Origin of the sequence: Kribbella sp. NPDC023855, assembly GCF_040639475.1 — a bacterium.
Taxonomy (GTDB): domain Bacteria; phylum Actinomycetota; class Actinomycetes; order Propionibacteriales; family Kribbellaceae; genus Kribbella.
Window position 1 is genome coordinate 18,919 of record NZ_JBFAAA010000019.1, and the last position, 21,859, is coordinate 40,777.

Consider the following 21,859-nt stretch of genomic DNA (forward strand, 5'->3'; position numbering starts at 1 on the left):
ACAGCCACTTGACTCATCCCACGGACAGCGAAAAGGGCATCCTGCACCCGCGGGAGCAGGCCCGGCACCGAACGCTGAGCCGGCTCGCCGCCGGACCGGAGATCGGCCGGTTCGTGGAGTGGTACTGGATCGTCGAGTGGGACCTGAGCGAGCCGTACTTCGCGGAGGTGCTGCCCTATCCGAGCGTCAACGTCACCTTCGAGCAGCCCGGCGGCGCGTTCGTGAACGGCGTCTACACGCAGAAGTTCCAGCGCGAGCTGACCGGTCGCGGCCGGGTCTTCGGGGTGAAGTTCTGGGCCGGCGGTTTCGGCGCGGTGACCGGGCTGGACGTGGCGTCCTTCCGCGACCAGGTGCGGCCGCTGGGTGAGTTCTTCGCCGACGCCGACCGGCTCGCGGACCTGATCTTCGCCGAGGAGTCCGACCTCCGCCGCCGGGCCGTGTTCGAGGCGTTCCTCGCCGACCACCTGGTGGCGGCCGACCCGCAGTACGAGCTGGTCCGGGAGATCGTCGAGGCGATGGCAGAGGACCGCTCGGTGACCCGGGTGGACCAGGTCACCGAGCGGTTCGACATCTCCGTCCGCACCCTGCAGCGGCTGTTCCGCCGCTACGTCGGCGTCGGCCCCAAGTGGGTACTGCGCCGCTACCGCCTGCACGACGGCGCCGACCTGCTGGCGCGGGGAGAGGTCGGCGAACTGGCCGACCTCTCCGCCGCCCTCGGCTATTTCGACCAGGCCCACTTCTCCCACGAGTTCAAGGAGCAGATCGGCCTCACGCCGGCCGAGTACGCCGCTCGGGCCGCCGCCGCTGCGGAGTCCCAAATCACCTATCGGTAGACCTCCCGGCGTAGACGATGCTCGGCGGCGACGGGTCGGCCATGTCCTGCCCGATGAAGTAGCTCACGTGCGGCGGCTGGTTGTACGCCGTGTTCTGCCAGGCGACTCCCAGCCGGTAGACCGGGTCGTGCATCAGGGTGGGCAGCCGACGGTCGGTCGGGTACGGCGTGCTGTAGATGCGCAGCTCCGAACTGTCCGCGCTGCGCCACGCGATCTCCTCCCGCCAGTCGCCGAACAGGTCGGCCTGGATCGCCGGGTTGCCCTTGGTGCTGTTGTTCGAGCGCGCCCCCGGATCCCTGAGCAGGACGCCGACCGTGTTCGTCTCCCAGTTCCACTTGCCGATCGTCGGTGTCCCGGTCAGGGTCGTGGTGTTCCAGTCGTGGTCGACGATCTCGCGCAGCGGATCGCCGTCCCACCAGGCCAGGAAGTTGGCGGCCGGGATGGTGGTGGACACCAGCTCGCCGGTGGACGACTTCAGCTGGCCGACCCGCGAGTTCCAGGCGGCGTCCCCACCGACGGCCCAGCCCTCGGCCCCGGGATGCCGCGGGTCGATGTCACCGGCCGCGGCCCGGCCGGTGTCCCGGGTGGCCGGGATGTCCCACAGGATCTCGCCGGTGCGGGCGTCCCGCATCGTCGCGCCGCGGTTGCCGCTGCTCCCCATGTCTTCGTGCGCGGCGAACACCTCCAGCCCCGGACGAGCTGGCACCAAGTCGCTCACGTGCAGCGCGTCCCCGTGGCCGAGGCCGGTGCTGTACAGCAGCGAGCCGTCATCATCGACGGTCATCGAACCGAAGACGATCTCATCCTTGCCGTCGGCATCGACATCGGCGACGGCGAAGTTGTGGTTGCCCATCCCGTAGCCACCGGCGCTGGCCTTGTCGTTGGAGTCGAAAACCCAGCGCTGCTTGAGCTTTCCGGCCACCAGGTCGTAGGAGGCAAGGACTGCCCGGGTGTAGTAGCCGCGACTGAACACGACGCTCGGGTGTTCTCCGTCCAGGTAGGCCACGCCGGCCAGGAAGCGATCCACCCGGTTGCCGTAGGTGTCACCCCAGGCACCGACGTCACCGCGCGGCGGCGTGTAGTCGACGGTGTCGAGGATCTTGCCGCTCGCTCCCTCGAAGACGGTGAGGAACTCGGGCCCGGTCAGCACGTAGCCGGAGCTGTTGCGATGGTCGGCGTTCGGGTCGCCGATCACCTGGCCGGCGGCATCCGTCGTACCGTCCGCGGTTTTGAGGGTCACCTCGGCCCGGCCGTCGCCGTCCAGGTCGAACACCTGTACCTGGGTGTAGTGCGCGCCGGCTCTGATGTTCGGTCCCAGGTTGATCCGCCAGAGCTTGGTGCCGTCGAGCTTGTAGGCGTCGATGTACACCGTCCCGGTGTAGCCACCCTGGGAGTTGTCCTTGCTGTTGGACGGCGACCAGAGCTGAACGATCTCGTAGGTCCCGTCGCCGTCCAGGTCGCCGACACTCGCGTCGCCCGCGCTGTAGCTGTAGGGCTGCCCGTCCTTGGTGTAGTCGTCCGCCGGCTTGTCGAGGTGCACGGAGAAGTAGCTCTTGTCCCACGTACCGAAGTCACTGGTGACCCGGCTCTCCTGCCGCTTGAGGACCGACGTCACGTAGTACTGCGAGCTGCTGGTCCCGCCGGCGTCCAGGAAGCTGGTTGTGTTGTCCAGCAACTGGGGGTTCAGCTTCTTGCCGTCCCGGTAGACGTTGAAGCGGATCTCCTTGGGGTCTGTGCCCAGTAGCCGCCAACTGACGAGCACCTTGCCGTCAGCGGTCGGTACTGCGGACGGCGCCCGATCCAGGTACTCCGCCTGGCGCTTCAGCACCGTGACCGCCGGAGTGACCAGCGTCGGCGACTGCACCGAGATGCCGCCCGCGTTCACCGCGGCCACCCGGTAGTAGTACTTGATCGTGGTGAGCACTCCGGTGTCCGTGAACGTCGTCGCGGCGACCTGACCCACCACCTCGTAGGGTCCGCTCTCGGACTCCGCCCGGCTGATCAGGTACGCGGAGGCCGTCCTGCTCCTCTTCCACTGCAGGGTCAGGTCGGACTTGTTGATGTCGCGCAGCCTGAACCTCGTCGGCGCCGCCGGTACTGCGACGGCCGGGTCCACCACCGCCACGGTGACAGGGTCGGACGGCACGGACTCGAGCCCGGTGTTGTCCACCGCAGTGACGGAGTACGCGTAGGAGAGGCCTGCGGTCACGGTGTCGTCGGTGAAGGCAGGTGTGTTTGGTTCCGCCACCTTGACTGGCTTGGCGTCCCCCGGCCCCTGGCGGTAGACGCGGTAGCCCACGGCGTCCTCCGACGCCGCCCAAGTGACAGCTGCGGCCGCAGGGCTCGTCTGCGCCTGGATCGCCACACCACTAGGCGCCACTAGAAGTGGTGTTACCTCGATGCCGTTCAGCCGCGCGCCGGTGCCGCTGACAACAATGTTCAGCTGTCCGTCCAGGACCGACACGGGACCGTTCAGCCGCTCGGTGACGGCAGCCCTGCCTGCGTTGCCGTTGCCCGCGCTCTTGCCTTCGATGGCGAAGTCGGTCCGGCTGCTGCCGATGAAGTCGCCGCTGTAGGTCTTCACCATGTAGGAGCCGTTCGGGACGTCCAGCTTGAACTCGAAGGGCGTTGCGGAGAGCACGAAGTCGCGCTGCAGGTCGTTCGGCACTCCCGCAGTACTGCCCCGGTCCCGATCGGCCAGTGCGTCCGGTGCCTGGGTGAAGCCGAAGCCACGCTCCTGCGTGTAGGTCATGGTGCGGTTGACCTCTGTGTAGCCGGGAGCAACGGGTGCACCGGCCGGCTGGAAGTCGAACTTGTACTTCGCTCGCTTGGTGGTGAACGTCGTCGCGGCAGAGGGCTCCGATTCACCACGACCGTTGACCGCACCGATCCGGTACGAGTAGGTCTCCCCCTCGGCCAGTCCTTGCACAACCGAGGTGGTGGCGGTCGTAGTACCGACCAACGCGTACGACGTATCCGGGGCTGACGCGGTCTTCCGGTAGACCCGGTAGATATCCGCGCCCGGGGACGGGGCCCAGCGCAGTACGGCACCGGCGTTGGAGACACTGCTCGCCAGCAAGCCGGTGGGTGCGGCCGGGACTGCTGCAGGCGGCTCTACCTCGACTACCTCGGCTGCAAGCGGCACCTGGAGCTTGGCGACCTCAGCAGCGACAAGCCGGGCCATCTGGATCGCGCCGTACTCCTGGAAGTGCGTGTCATCCACTGTCCCGTTCGGCCGGCCCGGGTAGACGCCTGGATCCACATGCAGGAAGACCGCCTTCGCGGCCTCCGGTCCGATCGTGTCGAGGTAGGCCCGGCTCACGGCGGACAGGTCGACCAGAGCGACCTTCTCCTCCGTCGCCAGCTCGATCATCTTGGCGACGTACTCGGGGAAGCTCACGTTGAACTTGCCAGTGGCCGCGTCGAAGCTCCGCCGCGAGACCGGCGTCACCAGGACCGGTACTGCGCCGCGCTGCCGCGTCCCCTGGACGTAGGTGCGCAGGTATTCCTTGTAGTCGGCCGGAGAGGCGTACCGGTCGTCGACTCCTTGGGTGGCGTCGTTGTGGCCGAACTGGATGAACAGGTAGTCGGCCGGCCGGATCGACCGGAGGATCTCGTCGAGCCGGCCCTGGGTGATGAAGTTCTTCGAGCTGCGGCCACCGATCGCCTTGTTGGCGACCAGGACGTCGTCGGTGAGGAAGCGGCCCAGCATCTGTCCCCAGCCGGCCTGAGGCGCGAAGCCGGGGTCATAGGTCTGCACGGTCGAGTCGCCGGCCAGGAAGGCGGTGGGCTTGGCGCCCGCGGTCCGGCCGGGCTGCCGGGTGATCACGAACGAGTTGAGCTTGGCCGCGGCACCAGCGAAGTCGAGGTTCAGCTGACCGTCGACGAGCGAGATCGGGAACGTCATCGCCAGGTACTCACCGGCGGGCTTCGCGGTCACCTGGACCTTGGCCATCTTCTCGGCGGTGATCGCGATCTCGCTGGCCTCGGCCGCATCGCCGGCCACCAGCGACACGGTGTAGTCGCCGTTGGGCAGGTCGATCAGGAACGACGTACCGGCGACAGCGACGAAGTCACCGCGCAGCGCGTCACCGGTGGCTCGGTCCACCTCCGTCACCTTCGACGGATCGGCGAAGCCGTAGCCACGCTCGGCGTTGTAGCCGACCGCACCCACCGCCGTGTACCCCTCGGCGACCGGACTGCTGCCCGTCCCGAAGTCGAACCGGTACGGCGAGTCCGCGGCCGGCGCGGCCTGCGCAGCTGGCGCGGCCTGCGCGGTGACGGGCTGGATCAGCGCGCCGGCCAGTATCAGCGGGACCAGCGCGGTGACTAGTTTGCGGGGTCGGCGCGGGACGAGTGAGGTCATCGGCGAGCTCCTGGGACGGGCAGTGGACTCGGTCTCGCCACCCGCCGGAAAGCGCTTCCCATTCGATGGCGAGACTGAGTATCACGGCGTCCCCGCCGCCAGGCAACGGTTCAGTGGGCCTCCGGCCTTGGCCACAATCGGACACCCACGCTGCTAGCGCCGCCTGACAACGACCGCCATCGCCGTCGCGACCAGAGTCGCCGCGATCGCCAGCGCGAACCCCAACTGCGGGCCCTGCGCATCCACTGCTCGCCCAGCCACGGCCGCACCCATCGCGATGCCGGCAGCACTCCCAGAGTTCAACCAGGTGAAGGCCTGAGTCAGTACTGCGGGCTCAACCTCCGACTCGGCCAGCACCGACGACAGCACCTGGATCGGCGCCAGTGCCAGACCGGGAGCAGCCAGCGCGAGAGCGAGGGCTAGCGGCGTGTTCACCACGAGCAGTGGAAGCGTGCTCACGAACAGGATGGCCATGGCGAGGACGAACTGCGTTCTGGCCGGCGTACGCCAACGCCTTGCTCCGTAGGCGATTCCGGCGACCAGGCTGATCAAGCTGGTGATGCTGTAGAGGGGTCCGGCCAGGGAGGCCGAGTCCCGGCTGACAGCGAAGGCTGTGACCGACACCTGCATGCTGCCGAAGAACAGTCCGACCCCTACATTGGTGCCGACCAGAGCGAGGAATCCCTTATGCAGTAGGCGATCTGAGCCTTCCGAGCGCACACCTGCGGTAGGAGGCGGCGCAGTACTGCGTTGTGCTGCTAGCGAGAAGCCTCCTGCCAGCACGAATGCTGTTGCCAGCAAGGAGCCTGCTACTGGCGAGACCAAGGCGCTGACGGAGCCGACCAGGGCCGGGCCGACCAGGAAGGACAGGCCGGTGCTGAGTGACTCCAGCGCGAAGGCCGACGAGAGGACTGGGTCTCCTCGCAACGCGTAAGACCAACGGGCCGCAGTCTGCGCACCAATCTGCGGGAGCGAACCGCCGGCCAGTACGCCGGCGAGCACCAGCATCCAGAGAGAGGCCGTTGAGAGAGTCAGTGCGATCAGCAGGCCCATCGATGCCGCATGCAACAGCAAGGTGATCGGCAACATGCGCGGTTGCCCGAAACGGTCGATCAGCCGGGCAACCTGGGGTCCACCGACGGCCTCGGCGACGGCGAAACCACCGGTCACCGCGCCGGCGACGGCGTACGAGCCGGTTGATCCATGGACCAGCCAGACGATGCCGAGGCCGGTCATGGCGATGCCGATCCGCGCTGGTGCCGCGGCCAGGTAGAACTTCAGCGCTCCCGGGGTGCGCAGGGCCAGGCGATAGCCGCTGGGGGTCTGCTGTTGTGGTCGCGGTTGCTGGTTCTTGGGGGTTTGGGGCGTGCGGATCCGTCCGGTGAGTGCCGGCACGGTAGTACCTTCCGCTGCCCGGCGGGGCGGTGACCTGACCGTGGGCGTCCTGCTTCGCCGGTCCGTCTGTGCCGCCTACAACCGTCCATTTTCGGTAGGAAACGGGGACGCACGCCGCCTACCGGCTCTATCACCGGGCAGAACCTCTGGGGTTTCGATGACTGGGTCAGTCTACAGGTTCGAAAGCAGCACCCCGCATGACCGGCACCACTCCACTGCTGTCGACCTCTGCCGCCACAGCCACATCCTGCGGGAACCCGTACTGCGCCAGCTCGCGGCCGCCGGCACACTCGTGCAGCAGCTCAGGCAGTTGGGGAGCCACCGCGCTGTACGCCGCTATGGCTGCCCAGGCCTCCGGGGAGACTGGGCCGACTCCCCGGTCTGCCAGTGCGGCCAGGAATCCGCCGGCACCCCAAAGGTCCTCCACAGCTGGTCGGAGCGAGCCGTCTGGCCACCTCTCCCCCGCGGCAATCGCCACGGCTGTCAGTGAGGAGTCTTCGGCCAGCTTGCTGGCAGCCCAGTCAGCTGCGGCCGACCGGTTGCGCAGGGAGACGGCCATGACTGTCGAGCCGCTGTCGCTGAGCAACTGCGAGATGGTGGAGCCGTTGGGCGACGGGAGGACCAGTCGCTTGATGCCCTGCGCCTGCCGGATCGAGGCCGGCGAGAGAGTGATGCCCTCTTGCGAGCGGCCTACCGCCAGGGTCGCGCCTAGCTGTTCGGCGTACGCGACTGCTGTCTCGTCACGCCAGCGGTAGGGGTACACGTCGATGCCGCAGTCGACGGCCACAGTGACGGCAGTGGTGAAGGACAAGACGTCCACCACCGCCACCAGGCTGCCAGGGACGGCAGTAGCGCCGACAGGCCCCCAGTCGAAGCCGACGCGGAATCCTTGCTGTGCATAGGGGCTGGTCACCGACGGATCATGTCCCGCCGGTGCCGACCTCTACAACCAGCTTTCGTTCTTCAGGCCGTGGTGCGTCAGGCCAGTACGTCGGCCGCGGTGGCGGACGAGTCACGGAGGAACGTCGTACAGCGCTCGGCTTCGTCCTTCTCTTCGATGATCGCGGCGGCCTTGCCGAGCACGGCCAGGCAGCGGAGGAAGCCGCGGTTCGGCTCGTGCTCCCACGGGATCGGCCCGTGGCCCTTCCAGCCGTTGCGGCGCAGCAGGTCCAGACCACGGTGGTAGCCGGTCCGGGCATAGGCGTAGGCCTCGATCGTGTGACCGTCGGCCAGCGCCGTCTCGGCGAGCACCGACCAGGCCAGCGAGGAGGTCGGATACTTGGCCGCGATGTCGACCGCGGCGGCCCCGGCGGCGAGTTCCGCCGCGGCCGGGTCGACGGGGAGTAGTGTCTCGGGTGGACCTGACAGCAGATTGTTCAATTCCATAAAGCACATCTTCGCCGATCACGCAGCCGACGCGACACGTGACCGGTAGGCGAAATCCGTTGACCGTTCACCGGGCGGCCACGGATGCTTGAGACCCTGCGTCGAGGCCGCCGTGGTTCCCAGCTACGGCCGGAAAGGAGGCACCCGATGAGCGTGATCGTCCTGAACGCGTCCTACGAGCCGCTGCACACCGTGTCGATCCAGCACGCCATCCGGATGCTGGTCCGCGAGGTCGCCGTGGTCGAGGAGGCGCACGGAGAGCGGACCATCGGCCCCTTTCCGGTGCCCCGCGTACTGCGACTGGTCCGCTACGTGGTGACCCACTGGCGCTACGCGGCCGGCCGGATGAAGTACAGCAAACACGGCGTGCTGCGGCGGGACAAGTTCCATTGCGCGTACTGCGGCCTGCCGAACGCCGACACGATGGATCACGTTCAACCGAGATCCCGGGGCGGCCGGACGGAATGGCTGAACGCGGTCGCCGCCCATGCCTCGTGCAACGAGCGCAAAGGCAACCGGACGCCGTCCGAGGCCAACATGCCGCTCCTGTGGCAACCCTGGGTACCAACCCGCGCCGAGCTCGTCATACAGACATGACGGGCTTTTTTCATGCCTTCTTTCCACAGCTGTGAACTGACGGCGGAGCAGGCCGGTCGATCGGTGCATCTTCTGTGGTGTGAACCCACAACTCAGCGTGATGACGCACATCCGCGGGGGCGTGTTCACGCGGGCCGATGCGCGCGCGTGTGGCTACCCCGACCCTGACATCGACTCCCTCCTGGACACCGGCGGCTGGCGCCGGATCCGGCCGGGCACCTACGCCCCGCACCAGACCCTCACCGTCGTCGACGACGAGACGCTCCATCTCCGCCGCCTCTTCCACGTACTACGCCGCGGTGAGCCCGGCCTGATCGCCAGCCACCAATCGGCGGCCGCCCTGCATGCGCTGCCACTGTGGGGACTCGATCTGACCAACCTCCACGTCACAACCCGGAGCGGCCGGGCCGGCCTGCATGCCGGCGGCATCCATCGGCACGTCCGCGATCCTGTCGGCCCTGGCGTGACGGTGTGGAACAAGCTGCGTCTGGTCACCCCAGCCCGCGCCGTCGCGGAAGTCGCCGCCACCTCACCGACCGCTCCGGCTGTGGTTCTTGCCGAGGCCGCCTTGTACGCCGGGTTGGTGACCGCGTCGGATTTGAAGCGTTCCGCCAATCAACTGACTGTTGGCCGTGCTCGGGCCCAGCAGGTGCTCGCAGTGGTCAGTGGGCAGGCCGCGTCGGTGGCGCAGGCTCGCCTGCGCTTGATCCTCACGGAGGCGGATCTGCCGGTCCCTGCCTCCGTGCCACCGCCCTCGACTGATTCGGCAGAGGTATCGGATGGTTGTCTGTGGTTCCCCGATCAACGAACCGTAGTGGAGTTCGAACCGCGCGCGGCCTTCTGGACCGAGGATCTCGAGGGCTACCTGGAAGAGGTAGAACAGGCCTTCGCCCGCTCCCCGGCCTACGCACCGGATGCCCCAGAACCATTGGAGTACTGCTGGATCTCGTGGGCCGACCTCGACGATCCCTCCGCTGTGGTCGAGGAAGTCCGCCGGGCCTTCGCGCGAGCGGACCGCCGGACAGGCGTCCGCCCTTTCAACCCCCACCGCCGAAGACACAACCGCCCGTGAGCCCCTACCGAAAGGGGCCGTCGGCAACCATCGCCCGAATATCCACCAACCGAAGCTTCTCCGGATCCGTCTCAGTGAGACACCACGTCGCGCCAGCCCGCACAAACCCGGCCGGATCGACCCCAGGCTCCAAAGCAACTGCCACGTCGTAAGCGTCCTCTGCCTGGGTCGCGACGGCTGCCGCCGTTCCGGAAGTCGCCGATGTCCCGGGGTTTGCTGCCGTGCCGGGGTTTGCTGGTGTCTCGGGGTTTTGCAACTCGGCGGCGCGGAGGGCGGTGACGGCGTCGACGGCCTCGGCCAGCTCGTCGGGGTGGGTGAGGTTGACCGGGAAGAACCCTTCATGACGAGCAGCACGCCGACGCGGACGGACCTTCCCGGGAAAGCCGGCAATCCAGATCGGGATGCCCCGCGGGTCGACCGGCCGAGGCAGGAACTCAACCTGATCCACCGTGTAGTGCGTGCCGTGATGATCGACAGTCTCACCGGACCATGCGGCTCGCAGAATGTCGAGAGCCTCATCAGTCATCTCAGCCCGCCGGCGATCACCAACCTCATCCCCGAACCGCGAAAACTCCTCCCCAAACCGATCACTCCCGATCCCCACGCCAACCGTCAACCGCCCACCACTGAGCCGATCCAGCGTCACCGCCTGCCGAGCAACCACAGCCGGCCGCCGCCGAGCCAACGGCGTAACCATCGGCCCCAACTGCAGCCGCTCAGTCACCATCGCCGCAGCAGCAAGACTCACCCACGGATCAGCCACCCCACGCACCGGCGACCGCCACCGAATGTGATCCCACACAAACAGCCCATCCCACCCACTCTCCTCAGCCAGCGAGGCGAGCTCAGCCACCACCCGAGCATCAGCCAACTCATCAAACAACGGCACCCAAACCGCAGACCGAAAAGTCGTCATACAGAGGACGCTAGCCAACCAAAGGCATCATGAATAGCGATCATCCCCGATCAAGTAGATCGGACATATCGATAGTCAAGCTCCTTGTAGCCGCTCGGCCGTCCCAGCCAGCTCGGCCCCCCAGCGAACGCACCAGCGTGGGCGAGCACCCAGCCCCATCCACATCCCTTGCATCAAAGAAGCAAGCGAGCCGCCGACGCGGACCGAGCACCACCCCCAGCCCATCCACGGCAGTTGCAACGCGGCCAACCCCCGATCGGCCTGCCCGCATCCCCTTGCAACGCGGCCGCCCCACGACCAACCCGCGATCGAGCGACCCTTCGCCACCCGCTCGCTTCACCCAGGCGGACGACGCTGGAGCCGCGCCCCAGGGTGGGTGAGAGCCGCGCCAGGTGAGCGACGAAGAAGCAAACACCGGCGCCAGCGTGGGCATGCACGCTAGAGCCGGACTTACTGGCCGCCTGCGACGGGCCGCATCCAGCCCATCCACGTCACCCGCAACGCGCCCACCCCAGGGCCAACCCCCGATCGGGTGCCCCTTCGCCAACCGTTCCGCTCTCACTCAAGCGGGCGACGGAGGAGCCCGCGTCCCAGGGCGGGTGGGAGCCAGCGCCGTGTGAGCGACGAAGGAGCGAGCGGAGGCGCTGGCGTGGACGAGCACCTCGCGACCGGGCGAACCTCCCCCACCGCTCCGCTCTCACCCAAGCGGGCGACGGAGGAGCCCGCGCCGGAGGGTGGGCGGGAGCCGGCGCCAAGTGAGCGACGGAGGAGCGGGCGCTGGCGCCGGCGTGGGGTCGTAGTACGCGAACACCCCGGCGCAGGCGACTGCGGCCGGGGTGCTCGTGATGCTGTGCGCTGGAAGTACTCCGAGCGCCGTCGTACTGGTGGTGCTTGGGTCAGGCTAGGAGGGAGGTGCCGGTGGAGCGGAGGTTTTCGCAGGCTTCGGCTACTCGCTGGGCCATGCCGGCCTCGGCCGCCTTGCCCCAGGCCCGCGGGTCGTAGGCCTTCTTGTTGCCGACCTCGCCGTCCACCTTGAGCACACCGTCGTAGTTGGCGAACATGTGCGCCGCGACCGGGCGGCTGAACGCGTACTGCGTGTCGGTGTCGACGTTCATCTTGATGACGCCGTGGTCGACCGCCGCGCGGATCTCCTCGAGGGTGGAGCCCGAGCCGCCGTGGAAGACCAGGTCGAACGGGCGCTCCTTGCCGACCTTGGCGCCGACCGCGTCCTGGATCTCCTTCAGGATCTCCGGGCGCAGCTTGACCGAGCCCGGCTTGTACACGCCGTGCACGTTGCCGAAGGTGAGCGCGGTCAGGTAGCGGCCGTGCTCGCCGGTGCCGAGTGCCTCGACCGTGGCCAGGCCGTCCTCGACGGTGGTGTAGAGCTTGTCGTTGATCTCGTTGGCGACGCCGTCCTCCTCACCGCCGACGACCCCCACCTCGATCTCCAGCACGATCTTCGCCGCCGCGGCCTTGGCCAGCAGCTCCTTGGCGATCTCGAGGTTCTCGTCCAGCGGCACCGCGGAACCGTCCCACATGTGCGACTGGAACAGCGGGTTCTCGCCGCGGGCGACGCGCTCGGCGGAGATCTCCAGCAGCGGCCGGACGAAACCGTCCAGCTTGTCCTTGGGGCAGTGGTCGGTGTGCAGCGCGATGTTCACGTTGTAGTTCTTCGCGACCTCGTGCGCGTACGCCGCCAGCGCGACCGAACCGGTGACCATGTCCTTCACGGTCGAGCCGGACAGGTACTCCGCGCCGCCGGTGGAGACCTGGACGATGCCGTCCGAGCCCGCCTCGGCGAAACCACGGATCGCGGCGATCAGCGTCTGCGAGGAGCTGACGTTGATGGCCGGGTAGGCGAAGGCGTTCTGCTTCGCCTTGTCCAGCATCTCGGCGTAGACCTCAGGGGTGGCAATAGGCATGTCTCGCGGTACTCCTCACAGCAAAGTTCCATGGGGTTCGAGCTCCAGTATCGCCGCCGGGCACTTCGTCGTACCCGGCGGCCCGCCTGCTGAGCCGGCCAGGTGACCGGGGAGCGAACAGCAGGAGAACAGACCAGTTGGTGAACAGGACCGATCCAGTTTGGTTCCTGGACCGGCCGGTCAAGCGGCTGAGTCGGGTCGGCTACTTCAAGCCGACCCGGAGCGCGGCCCCCGGGGTGTCAGGGCCATGTGCAGGCGATAACGGTCGGCACGGTACGCCGACCAGGACAGTTCGACCACCTTGCGGCCGGCGAAGGTGGTGCGTTCGAGGACCAGCAGGGGTGCCCGCCGGGCCACGCCGAGCACCCGGGCGACATGACCGTCGGCGTTGTCCGCCCGGACGGTCTGCTCACCCGAGGTGACGACGACGTCGTACTCGCTGGCGAAGACGTCGTACAGGGTGCCGAGCTCGCGGCCGAGCAGGCCGGGGAACAGCGCGGACGGGTAGTAGCCGACCTCGTAGGCCATCGGTGAGGCGTCGGCGGTGCGCAGCCGTTCGACCCGGATCACCTTCGTGCCCTTCGGCACCCGCAGCCCCTTCGCGGTCTCGTCGGACGCCTCGATCTCGGTCGCCGACAACACGACCGTGCCGGGCTCCAGACCGCGGGCGCGCATCTCCCGCGAGAACGAGGTCAGGTGCAGCTGGGAGTCGACCTGTGGACCGGTGACGAAGGTCCCCTTGCCGTGCACGCGTTCCAGCGCGCCCGACTCGACCAGGTCGCTGATCGCCTGCCGGACGGTCACCCGGGACACGTTCAGTTTGTCCACCAGTGCGCGTTCCGACGGGATCGGATCACCTGGGTGAAGCTCGACGTCGATCAGCCGTTCCAGTACCGATCGGACCTGGGCCCGCTTGGTCGCCACCATCGAATCTCGATCCTCCAGACCTGGGCGGGAACGCGGGGGGTGCCCCGGTACGCCGCTCACTGCTATCGTGCGCAGCATACCTGTTAAGACCAGATAGGACCAGTGATCGTCGTGGTGTCAACGCCCGTCCCCGCTCCCACCACCCAGATGGCCCGCGAGATCGCCGAACAGCCGGCAGCGCTGGCCGCGACCTTCGAGCACGTACTCCCGCTGCGCCACGAGATCACCCGGCTGGCGGCCGGCCGGCGGCACGTGATCTTCGTCGCCCGCGGTTCCTCCGACAACGCCGGCGTCTACGGCCGCTACCTGACCGAGATCCACGCCGGCCGCCAGGCGTCGCTGGCCGCGCCCTCGGTGGCCACCCTGTACGGCGCCAACCTCGACCTGTCGAACTCGCTGGTCGTCGCGGTCAGCCAGTCCGGCGCGACCCAGGAGATCGTCGACACCGCCGAGTGGGCCAAGCGCAACGGCGCCGCGGTCGTCGGCATCACCAACGACGGCGACAGCCCGCTGGCCTCGACCGCCGACGTCGCCCTGATCACCCAGGCCGGCAAGGAGCTGGCCGTCCCGGCGACCAAGACCTACACGACCCAGCTGGCCGCGATCACCGTCGCAGTTGACGCGCTGGCGCAGAAGCCGGGCACGCTCGACGCCGACATCGCCCGCGTCCCGGACGCCGCCTCGAAGATGCTGGAGGGCTCGGTCGACGCCGCCGCCGAACTGCTGGCGGGCGCCCACGACGTGCTGTCCAGCGGCCGCGGCCTCACCTTCGGTACGACGCTGGAGGTCGCCCTCAAGCTCGAGGAGACCTGCCTCCAGCCGGTCCGCGGCCTCTCGTACGCCGACCTGAAGCACGGCCCGATCGCGGTCGTCGACGCGGACCTGGTCACCATCCTGGTGGCCGCCGCCGACGGACCCGCGCTGCCGGGGATGACCGAGCTCGCCTCGATCGTCCGCGAGAAGGGCAGCAAGATCCTCGGCATCGGCGGTGACGCGAAGTTCGCCGCCCTCTGCGACGTCAACCTGGCCGGTCCCGACCTGCCGGAAACCCTCGCTCCGCTGGCCCTGGTCATCCCGGCCCAGCGCGCGATCGAGGCCCTGGCCCGCAAGCTCGGCCTCGACCCCGACGCCCCGCGCGGCCTGCGCAAGGTCACCCAGACCGACTGACTCAGCCGGTAGCCAGCACCAGCCAGCTGTGTGGTGGCACCAGCAACGGGTCTTCTGGGAGATGTCCGGGATCCGACTGAGCGGCGATGACGAGGCCTGCCACTTCCACCGGGAAGCGGTAGGCCTCGTCGCCTATGTTCAGCAGCAGGAGCAACTGGCCTCGCGCGTCGCCGGAGCGCAGTGCGAGCGCCTGGTTGGTCAGGTGGGCGACCTTGGTGCGCGCCCGCGTCAGCCACGCGTTGCGACGCCGTACGCCGATCAGCTGCTGGTGCAGCCGGTACGTCGCCCAGTCGGGGTCGACCAGTTCGCTCGGCTTGTCCGGGAACTCCGGCCGGACGGCATCGTCGCCGCCGACCCTTTCCTCTTTGATGCCCCGCATGGCCTGCTCGTCACCGGCATAGATGCTCGGCACCCCGGCCACCGCGAACAGCACCGCCAGCGCGTGGCCCAGATGCCGTGAATCGTCCAGTTTGCTGGCAATCCGGGTGACGTCGTGGTTGCCGACGAACGTCTGCGGTACCAGCGGATCGACGAACTGCTGGTGCCGTTCGAGCGCGTAGGCCAGCTCGAAGAAGTTGCGATCGTTCAGCGAGCTCCAGATCGCCTTCCACAGCTCGTACTGCGTCACCGAGTCCAGCGTGCTCGTGGCGGCATAACCGGCGTAGTCGCCGTGGATCAGCTCACCGACGAACCAGGACTCAGGGAACCGCTCGCGAACCTGCGACAACACCCCCTGCCAGAACTCGGGCGCCACCGCGTACGCCGCGTCGAGGCGCCAGCCGTCGACGCCGCGATCGAGCCAATGGCACATCACCTCGACGACGTAGTCGCGCACGGCAGGCTCGTCGTGGTTGAGCACGACCAGGTGCTCGTGGCCCTCGAAGGTGTCGAGCGAGCCGTCCGGCCGGCGCTTGAACCACTCCGGCGGCGCGGCGAAACTCCGGGCGACGTGGTTGAAGACGCCGTCGAGCACAATGCGCAGGCCCCGCTGCTTCGCTGCGGCGACGAGCGAGTCGAAATCCTCGTAGTCGCCCAGCCGCGCGTCGATCCGGAAGTGGTCGACGGTGTCGTACCCGTGCGTCTCCGATTCGAAGACCGGGCCGAGCAGCAGGCCGGAGCAGCCGAGCTCGATCGCGTAGTCGAGCCAGTTCTCCAACCGCCCGAGCCTGGAGGTCCGGAAGCCGGCCGGGAGCGCTGCGGCCTCAGCCCCGACGAAGCCCAACGGATACACGTGCCACCAAATAGCGTGGTCGGCCCACGGCACCATCAACACTCCTCCCACACGACGGCACCACAGTAGTGCGTCCCCTGCGGCCGAGGACCGCCCACCGCGCAGTCCCCCACCACTCGCACCGAGTGCTGGCATAGCTGTCGGGTGCAGGCCGCTGCCCATAACTGTGGGTGCGGGGTTGCTGCCCCCGAGGTACAAGCGCGGCGGCCCGCTAGCCCTGACCAAACGACTCGCACCGGGCGCCGGGGGTGCTTACCCCCGAGGTACAGGCGTGGGCGGTTGTTAGCTTGCTTCGGGGGTTGGGACTGGGAGTTCTCGGCCTACTTCGTGGACGAGGGCTACTACCTCGGCTGTTTCGGCTTCCAGGAGCTTGAGGAGGGCCTGGCGGGACTCGTCGGTGCGGGCTTCTACCGCGGCGGTGGAGATCGCGTGGACGGTGGCTACCTCGTGGATCAGGACGCCCCAGATTTCTTCGAGTTGGTGCTGGGCGTCGACCGTTCGGACCGGTGGCACCTGTGCGATCTCACCGAGATCCTTGGCCCGCCGGACGTGCAGATTAGAACTCATGGTGTCCCCCAAATGCCGTACCTGAACCCCGAACAGCGCATGCCGAAGCAAGCGCAGTCCCCCTCCGAGTTGGGACTGACTCCTGTTTCAACGCCCCTCGCCACCCCCGGGTTACGCCCCCTGAGCCAACAACTTTCCCAGCAACATTTCTCAGCACCTCCCAGCGCAAGACCCGGCTGGCGCGACCCACTTCCGAAGTACCGGAAGGCGGCCGGTACGGCGAGGACACCGCGTTGCGGCTGACCCTGTTCGCCGCACTGGCCGAGTTGCCGGTGCGCGCTCGAACCACTGCTTGCCGGAAGCATTGCCTATGGCAACAAGTTGGTACGCCGCCGGCGGCTGGCCCGCATCCTCGGCGGCGCGGTGACGATCGAAGTACTGGGTGGTGCTTTCGCGCTTAAGGCTTCTGGTGGAAGGTGTGGCGGCGGATCCAGGCGTGCATGGCGATGGCCGCCGCCGCGCTGGCGTTGATCGAGCGGGTGGAGCCGAACTGGGCGATCGACAGTACGTCGGTACAGATGGCGTGCGCCGCCTCGGTCAGGCCCGGGCCTTCCTGGCCGAACAGCAGAATGCAGTCGGTCGGGAGTTCGTAGGTCTCCAGCGGTACGGAACCGGGCAGGTTGTCGATCCCGATCACCGCGAGTGCGTGTTCTTCGGCGTACGCCGCGAGGTCGGCGAGCTGGGGATGGTGGCGGACGTGTTGGTAGCGGTCCGTCACCATCGCGCCGCGGCGGTTCCACTTGCGGTTGCCGACGATGTGCACCTCGCGGGCCAGGAAGGCGTTCGCAGTCCGGACGACCGAGCCGATGTTCAGATCGTGCTGCCAGTTCTCGATCGCGACGTGGAACGGGTTCCGGCGGGTGTCGAGGTCCTCGACGATCGCCTCCAGCCGCCAGTAGCGGTACCGGTCCACCACGTTGCGGCGGTCACCGGCCGCGAGCAGCTCGGGGTCGAGCCGTGGATCCGTGGGTGGTTCGCCCGGCCACGGTCCCACCCCGACCTCGGCCGGACCGACCAGATCGGCTCCGACCAGGTCCGCGGGCGTTCCGGAGTCACGCTCTCGATTGGCTTCCTGCATGGATCGGGACGCTACCCTGTCGCAGTGATCTCGATGATGGCGATGCTGATGCCGAACTGGATGGACCCGGAATACCTGCTGAACTGGCTGGGTGACTGGTCACTGTGGGGCACGGCCGCGGTCGTCTTCATCGAGTGCGGGCTGCTGTTCCCGATCCTGCCCGGTGACTCGCTGTTGTTCGCGGTCGGGCTGTTCATCGCGCACGGCACCATCGACGTCCCGCTCTGGCTGGCCTGCGTGGTGCTGACCGTCTCCGCGTTCCTGGGCAACGTGTCCGGCTACTACATCGGCCGCGGGCTAGGCACGACGCTGTTCAAGAACCCGAACGCCCGGTTCCTGAAGCCGAAGTACATCGAGCAGACCCACGAGTTCTTCGAGCGGTACGGGCCGCGGGCGCTGGTGCTGGCCCGGTTCGTCCCGATCGTGCGCACCTTCATCACGGTGGTGGCCGGCGCCGGCAAGATGAGCCCGCGCAAGTTCTTCCTCTGGACCGGTATCGGCGCCGTGCTGTGGGCCACCGGCGTCACCCTGCTGGGCCACGCGCTCGGCCGGGTCAAGTTCATCCACGACCACCTCGAGTCGGCCCTGCTGCTGCTGGTCCTGGTCTCGCTGATCCCGATGCTGGTCGAGTTCGTGCTGGCCAAGCGCCGCGGCCACGGCAAGGTCGTCGAGGGCATCGAAGCCCAGCTCGAGGAGACCACCGCCGCCCCCGATCCGCGCTAGGCCTGCGGTAGGCCCAGCCATGAGGTCTGCAGGAGGTCAGTGCCCGAACGGGAAGTGCGGTCCGGACCAGACGTAGTCGGTGCTGAGTTCGGCCAGGGCGGCAGTGGCCACCTCACCGCGTGGCAATGGGCCGACCACTTGGCCGGAGCCGAGTGAGCAAGCCACCCGGACCCGGTCCGCCGCCTGGTACCAGACCAGCGCCCCCCGTGGCGCCTCACCCTCGTGCAGCAGGGCGTGGTGGTCGAGCCATCGCAACGCGTCGGCGGGATCGTGCCAGCCGGAGTCCTGGGCGTAGCCGAAGGCCATCCGCTGGAACTTCAGCGACCAGTCCTGCCAGGCGGTCGATCCCACCCGTTCCAGTTGCCAGCCCAGTGCGGCTTCGGTGTCGCGTGGGTTCGCGGCCCACTCACGCTCCGCCGCCGGTGTCTGGCGCTCCACAACAATCTCCCCCATGGCCGTGCTTCCCCCATCCTCCGGCCCTTGCCGTGGTGCGAACGATCCTCGTCCGTCCACATACACGCGCCGTACATTGCAAAGGTCAACTACACAGGGCGACGAAACCCCTTGAACTGAAGGGCAATCAGCCGACGGCCAGATCGCTGGTCACGGCCGCCAGCGCGGAACGGGCCTGGGTGACCTTGGTGTCGTTGGCGACGAGCTGCCACACCCGGGCCGCCCGATCCAGGTACCGGCGGGCGAAATCCACGTTCCCGGTGCTCGCGTAAAGCTGCCCGAGGTCGTACGCCGCCTGCCCCTCGACACTGCGATCCCCCAGCCGCTGACCGATGGTGATCGCGTCCAGCAGCATCCGCCGAGCCGCTGCGACGTCGCCGAGGGCGATCAACGCCCGCCCCAGCTCAGCCCGCCCGTACGCCGCGCAGTGGTCGTCCCCCAGACTGGTGAAGATCGCCAGCGACGCCCGCAACTGGCGAACTGCCTGGTCGGTGCGACCCTGCTGCATCCGCAACGCGGCGATCCGGCGCCGGACCTTCGCCTCCCGATGCGAGTCGCCGAGCCGCACACCGAGCAGGAACGCCTCCGCCAGGTAACGCCCGGCAGTGATCGTGTCGTTGCGGCTCAGCAAGATCGCGGCGGCCGCGCTCCGGGCCACCGCTTCGCCGTTCTTGTCGCCCACCTCGACCAGCGCCCGCACAGCACGCTCGTACTGCGCCAGAGCGTCGTCTGGCCGGCCGCGTTCGCGCAACCAGGTCCCGAGGCCAACAGCGGCGATGCCGGTGCCCTGGTTGTGCCCGACCTCCTCGAAGATCGCGGCCGCCTCGGTCAAGTGGTGCCAGGCAGCGTCCCAGTTGTCCTGGTAGAGCGCGAGCTGGCCCAGGTTCCGGTGCAGGATCGCCTCGCCCTGCCGGTCCCCGCAGGCGATCGCGCTGGTCAGACCGGGCTGGTGCGACTCGTTCCAGTCGTCGAAGTACGCGCGCATGTCGAGGTACGGCCCCCAGGCCGCGGCGATCCGCCAGGCGTAGTCGTGCAGGCCGTTCTGCGCGGCGGCCCGGATCGCGGGGGCGAAGGTGGACCTCTCGGCGTCGAACCAGGCGATCGCATCCGACGGGGTGAACGGCTGCGGATCCGGGGTGAGCAACGGACCGGTGTGTTCCAGGACGCCGAAGTACTCGAACGGCAACGCCGCACTCGCCCGGCGCACCTTGTGCAGCAGGGATTCGAAGACGATCCGCAGATCCTTGACCGCCTGCGCCTTCTGCGCGTCGTCGCCGACTCCGATCGCGTGCAACCGCAGCAGGTCGTGCACCCGGTACCGCGCGGTGCCGTTCGCATCGACCGAGTTGATCTGGACGAGGTTGACCTCGATCAGCCGGTCCATGCTGCGGCGGACCGAGGCCGGCGTGGAGATCGACTCGAGGATCCGGGCGGAGAACTCGCCGACCGCGAAGCGCCCGATCAACCGGTAGAGCCGGGCCTCCTCGGCGCTCAGCGCGTCGTAGCTGAGATCCGCGCTGGTCCGGACGGCGAGCTCGCCGATGCTCAGCTCGTCCAGCCGATGGGTCTCGTCGCGCAGCCGCCGGGCCAGCTCGGTGGGGCTGAGGTCCGGGCGCTGAGCCAGCCGGCTGGCGACGATCCGGATCGCGAGCGGCAGGTTGCCGCAGGCGGCGAGGATCTCGTTGGCCGCGGGTGAGCTGGTGTCGACCCGGCCGGCTCCGGCGATCCGGCGCAGCAGCTCGGCCGCCTCACCGTCGTCGAAGGTGTCGAGCGGCGTACTGTCCGCGCCGGCCAGGTCCATCAGCCGGTTGCGGCTGGTGATCACGACGGCGGACGCGCCGGTACCCGGCATCAGCGGCGCGATCTGGCTGGCGGACGCGACGTCGTCGAGGATGATCAGCACTCGCCGGCTGGCCAGCTCGGACCGCAGCGCCGCCGACCGCCGCTCAGGATCGGCCGGTACTGCGGAGTCCGACATGTTGAGGCTCAGCAACAGATCGGTGAGCGCGGCCGCCGGATCGCGGGGATCGGTGGCGCCTCGCATGTCCAGGTAGATCTGGCCGTCCGGGAAGGACTCCCGCACCAGATGCCCCAACCGGACCGCCAGCGACGTCTTGCCCGTACCGGGTGCACCGGAGATCACGGCGATCGGCGGCCGGATCGGGTCGCGTCCGCAGACCAGGTCACGCAACTGCTCCAACTGCTGCTGCCGGCCACTGAAGTCGGACAGGTCGAGTGGGAGCTGGCTGGGCGGCCGGTGCGGCTCGGTGAGTACTGGCGACGTCATTGGGCCGGTGGGCTCGGGTGCCGCGCGTACCGGCGTACGGGTTGCTGCGGGGATGCCTGGGTCTGGCCAGTTGGCCGACCGGCCGTGCTCTGCGCGTGCACCGGCGGCTTGGAGCTCTGGGCCGGGCTTGACGTCCAGCTCGTCGGCGAGAGTCTGCACGGCCTTCTGGTACGCGGCTCTGGCCTCGCCCACCCGGCCGGCGGCCAGCAGGGCGTCTACGAGTCGCCGCCAGAGCTGTTCGTCGTACGGGTCCTCGGTGAGGCGTCCGCTGAGCAGTACTGCGGCACCGCTGGCGTCGCCGTACTCGAGCCGCAGGTCGAGCAGTGTGTCGACCAGCCCCCGGTACTGCGCGTCGAGGCAGGCGATCGAGCCTTCCCAGGCGGACGGGATGGTCAGGTCCTCGAGCGGGTGGCCGCGCCAGAGCGAGTAGGCGCGGGACAGAACGCGCATGGCCTCCCGCTTGTCCCCCGCGTCGCGCAGGTGACCGCCCTCGGCGAGCAGGGACTCGAACAGGCTCGCATCGAGCTCGTCGACGCCTACCCCGATGCTGTAGCCAGCTGCCGAGGTGTCGATCGGCGCGGCCAGGCCGGCCTCCTGCAGGACGCCCCGCAGAGCCCGCACGTAGGTGCGGATGTTGGCCGTCGCCGAGCGGGGCGGGTTGCCCTCCCAGAGCGCGTCGGCGATCAGGTCCGTTGAGACGAACCGGTTGGGGTGCAGGAGGAGGGTGGCGAGCAGCTGACGCGGTTTACTGGCCCGTAGCGGCTGGCCGGGGACCTGAGCGAGGCGCAGAGGTCCGAGGATCTCGTACCTCAGACTGTCCACTTGCCTGCCCTCTCAACTGTTGGCCCGCCCCATGGTGGCATCCCAGCCCGCCTGCCGGAAAGGTTCGGCGGCTGCGATGTACGTCGCGATGTACGCGCGATGTATCCGCGCCGGGCA

Annotated in this window: 17 protein-coding genes; 5 read left to right on the forward strand and 12 right to left on the reverse strand. The window is 68.5% G+C overall.

The genetic code is table 11. The features are described from left to right. Window positions 1-8 precede the first annotated feature (8 nt). Window positions 9-833: a helix-turn-helix transcriptional regulator gene (locus tag AB0F51_RS37300; RefSeq protein ID WP_360288135.1), complete on the forward strand. Its 825-nt coding sequence runs from the start codon at window positions 9-11 to the stop codon at window positions 831-833. Here AB0F51_RS37300 and AB0F51_RS37305 read toward each other — a convergent pair. The 4 genes from AB0F51_RS37305 to AB0F51_RS37320 form a co-directional block, all read right to left on the reverse strand. After that, on the reverse strand, window positions 820-5,199 hold the full coding sequence (locus AB0F51_RS37305; protein WP_360288137.1) for a fibronectin type III domain-containing protein: 4,380 nt from the start codon (window positions 5,197-5,199) through the stop codon (window positions 820-822). The two genes, AB0F51_RS37300 and AB0F51_RS37305, sit on opposite strands and share 14 nt — an antisense overlap. A 153-nt stretch (window positions 5,200-5,352) precedes the next feature. Continuing rightward, entirely contained in the window at window positions 5,353-6,594 is a 1,242-nt protein-coding gene (locus AB0F51_RS37310) for an MFS transporter (RefSeq protein WP_360288139.1), read from the reverse strand. Between the two features lie 166 nt (window positions 6,595-6,760). Next, window positions 6,761-7,507: a 2-phosphosulfolactate phosphatase gene (locus AB0F51_RS37315; RefSeq protein WP_360288141.1), complete on the reverse strand. Its 747-nt coding sequence runs from the start codon at window positions 7,505-7,507 to the stop codon at window positions 6,761-6,763. 65 nt (window positions 7,508-7,572) lie between these two features. Beyond that, window positions 7,573-7,980, reverse strand: coding sequence for a DUF3151 domain-containing protein (locus AB0F51_RS37320; protein WP_360288143.1), 408 nt, complete (start codon window positions 7,978-7,980; stop codon window positions 7,573-7,575). Window positions 7,981-8,127: 147 nt separating this feature from the next. Here AB0F51_RS37320 and AB0F51_RS37325 point away from each other — a divergent pair, with 147 nt between their 5' ends. Next, a complete protein-coding gene (locus AB0F51_RS37325; RefSeq protein ID WP_360288144.1) occupies window positions 8,128-8,577 on the forward strand; it encodes an HNH endonuclease in 450 nt (149 codons plus the stop codon). Window positions 8,578-8,656: 79 nt separating this feature from the next. Continuing rightward, window positions 8,657-9,649, forward strand: coding sequence for a type IV toxin-antitoxin system AbiEi family antitoxin domain-containing protein (locus AB0F51_RS37330; protein WP_360288146.1), 993 nt, complete (start codon window positions 8,657-8,659; stop codon window positions 9,647-9,649). A gap of 4 nt (window positions 9,650-9,653) precedes the next feature. Here the strand turns inward: AB0F51_RS37330 and AB0F51_RS37335 are convergent, their stop codons facing one another. The 3 genes from AB0F51_RS37335 to AB0F51_RS37345 all read right to left on the reverse strand — a co-directional run bounded on the left by AB0F51_RS37335 (window position 9,654) and on the right by AB0F51_RS37345 (window position 13,414). Beyond that, window positions 9,654-10,565: an LLM class flavin-dependent oxidoreductase gene (locus AB0F51_RS37335; RefSeq protein ID WP_360288148.1), complete on the reverse strand. Its 912-nt coding sequence runs from the start codon at window positions 10,563-10,565 to the stop codon at window positions 9,654-9,656. A gap of 896 nt (window positions 10,566-11,461) precedes the next feature. Further along, on the reverse strand, window positions 11,462-12,487 hold the full coding sequence (gene fbaA, locus AB0F51_RS37340) for a class II fructose-bisphosphate aldolase (RefSeq protein WP_360288151.1): 1,026 nt from the start codon (window positions 12,485-12,487) through the stop codon (window positions 11,462-11,464). Window positions 12,488-12,694: 207 nt separating this feature from the next. Next, window positions 12,695-13,414, reverse strand: coding sequence for a GntR family transcriptional regulator (locus AB0F51_RS37345; protein WP_132215972.1), 720 nt, complete (start codon window positions 13,412-13,414; stop codon window positions 12,695-12,697). Between the two features lie 114 nt (window positions 13,415-13,528). Between AB0F51_RS37345 and AB0F51_RS37350 the strand changes: the two genes are divergently transcribed. Next, window positions 13,529-14,581 (forward strand): SIS domain-containing protein, encoded by a 1,053-nt coding sequence (locus AB0F51_RS37350; protein ID WP_360288153.1) that lies wholly within the window; start codon window positions 13,529-13,531, stop codon window positions 14,579-14,581. Window position 14,582: 1 nt separating this feature from the next. Here the strand turns inward: AB0F51_RS37350 and AB0F51_RS37355 are convergent, their stop codons facing one another. The 3 genes from AB0F51_RS37355 to AB0F51_RS37365 form a co-directional block, all read right to left on the reverse strand. Further along, window positions 14,583-15,848, reverse strand: coding sequence for an alpha-amylase family glycosyl hydrolase (locus tag AB0F51_RS37355; RefSeq protein ID WP_360288155.1), 1,266 nt, complete (start codon window positions 15,846-15,848; stop codon window positions 14,583-14,585). A 246-nt stretch (window positions 15,849-16,094) separates the two neighbouring features. Continuing rightward, entirely contained in the window at window positions 16,095-16,379 is a 285-nt protein-coding gene (locus tag AB0F51_RS37360) for a hypothetical protein (RefSeq protein WP_360288157.1), read from the reverse strand. Between the two features lie 397 nt (window positions 16,380-16,776). Further along, on the reverse strand, window positions 16,777-17,457 hold the full coding sequence (locus AB0F51_RS37365) for a TrmH family RNA methyltransferase (RefSeq protein WP_360288159.1): 681 nt from the start codon (window positions 17,455-17,457) through the stop codon (window positions 16,777-16,779). Between the two features lie 33 nt (window positions 17,458-17,490). Here AB0F51_RS37365 and AB0F51_RS37370 point away from each other — a divergent pair, with 33 nt between their 5' ends. Then, the gene (locus AB0F51_RS37370) at window positions 17,491-18,180 is read left to right on the forward strand and encodes a DedA family protein (protein WP_360288286.1); all 690 of its coding nucleotides are present in this window, start codon (window positions 17,491-17,493) and stop codon (window positions 18,178-18,180) included. Between the two features lie 36 nt (window positions 18,181-18,216). Here the strand turns inward: AB0F51_RS37370 and AB0F51_RS37375 are convergent, their stop codons facing one another. Together AB0F51_RS37375 and AB0F51_RS37380 are read right to left on the reverse strand one after the other, a co-directional pair. Continuing rightward, the gene (locus AB0F51_RS37375) at window positions 18,217-18,633 is read right to left on the reverse strand and encodes a hypothetical protein (protein ID WP_360288161.1); all 417 of its coding nucleotides are present in this window, start codon (window positions 18,631-18,633) and stop codon (window positions 18,217-18,219) included. A gap of 127 nt (window positions 18,634-18,760) precedes the next feature. Next, on the reverse strand, window positions 18,761-21,742 hold the full coding sequence (locus AB0F51_RS37380) for a BTAD domain-containing putative transcriptional regulator (protein WP_360288163.1): 2,982 nt from the start codon (window positions 21,740-21,742) through the stop codon (window positions 18,761-18,763). Window positions 21,743-21,859: the final 117 nt, after the last annotated feature.

Bases quoted from the DNA above. Each gene is read 5' to 3' on its own strand.
- AB0F51_RS37305 (WP_360288137.1), bottom strand. From the start codon at position 5,199: ATGACCTCACTCGTCCCGCGCCGACCCCGCAAACTAGTCACCGCGCTG.
- AB0F51_RS37320 (WP_360288143.1), bottom strand. From the start codon at position 7,980: ATGGAATTGAACAATCTGCTGTCAGGTCCACCCGAGACACTACTCCCC.
- AB0F51_RS37325 (WP_360288144.1), top strand. From the start codon at position 8,128: ATGAGCGTGATCGTCCTGAACGCGTCCTACGAGCCGCTGCACACCGTG.
- AB0F51_RS37335 (WP_360288148.1), bottom strand. From the start codon at position 10,565: ATGACGACTTTTCGGTCTGCGGTTTGGGTGCCGTTGTTTGATGAGTTG.
- fbaA (WP_360288151.1), bottom strand. From the start codon at position 12,487: ATGCCTATTGCCACCCCTGAGGTCTACGCCGAGATGCTGGACAAGGCG.
- AB0F51_RS37345 (WP_132215972.1), bottom strand. From the start codon at position 13,414: ATGGTGGCGACCAAGCGGGCCCAGGTCCGATCGGTACTGGAACGGCTG.
- AB0F51_RS37355 (WP_360288155.1), bottom strand. From the start codon at position 15,848: ATGGTGCCGTGGGCCGACCACGCTATTTGGTGGCACGTGTATCCGTTG.
- AB0F51_RS37360 (WP_360288157.1), bottom strand. From the start codon at position 16,379: ATGAGTTCTAATCTGCACGTCCGGCGGGCCAAGGATCTCGGTGAGATC.
- AB0F51_RS37365 (WP_360288159.1), bottom strand. From the start codon at position 17,457: ATGCAGGAAGCCAATCGAGAGCGTGACTCCGGAACGCCCGCGGACCTG.
- AB0F51_RS37370 (WP_360288286.1), top strand. From the start codon at position 17,491: ATGATGGCGATGCTGATGCCGAACTGGATGGACCCGGAATACCTGCTG.
- AB0F51_RS37375 (WP_360288161.1), bottom strand. From the start codon at position 18,633: ATGGGGGAGATTGTTGTGGAGCGCCAGACACCGGCGGCGGAGCGTGAG.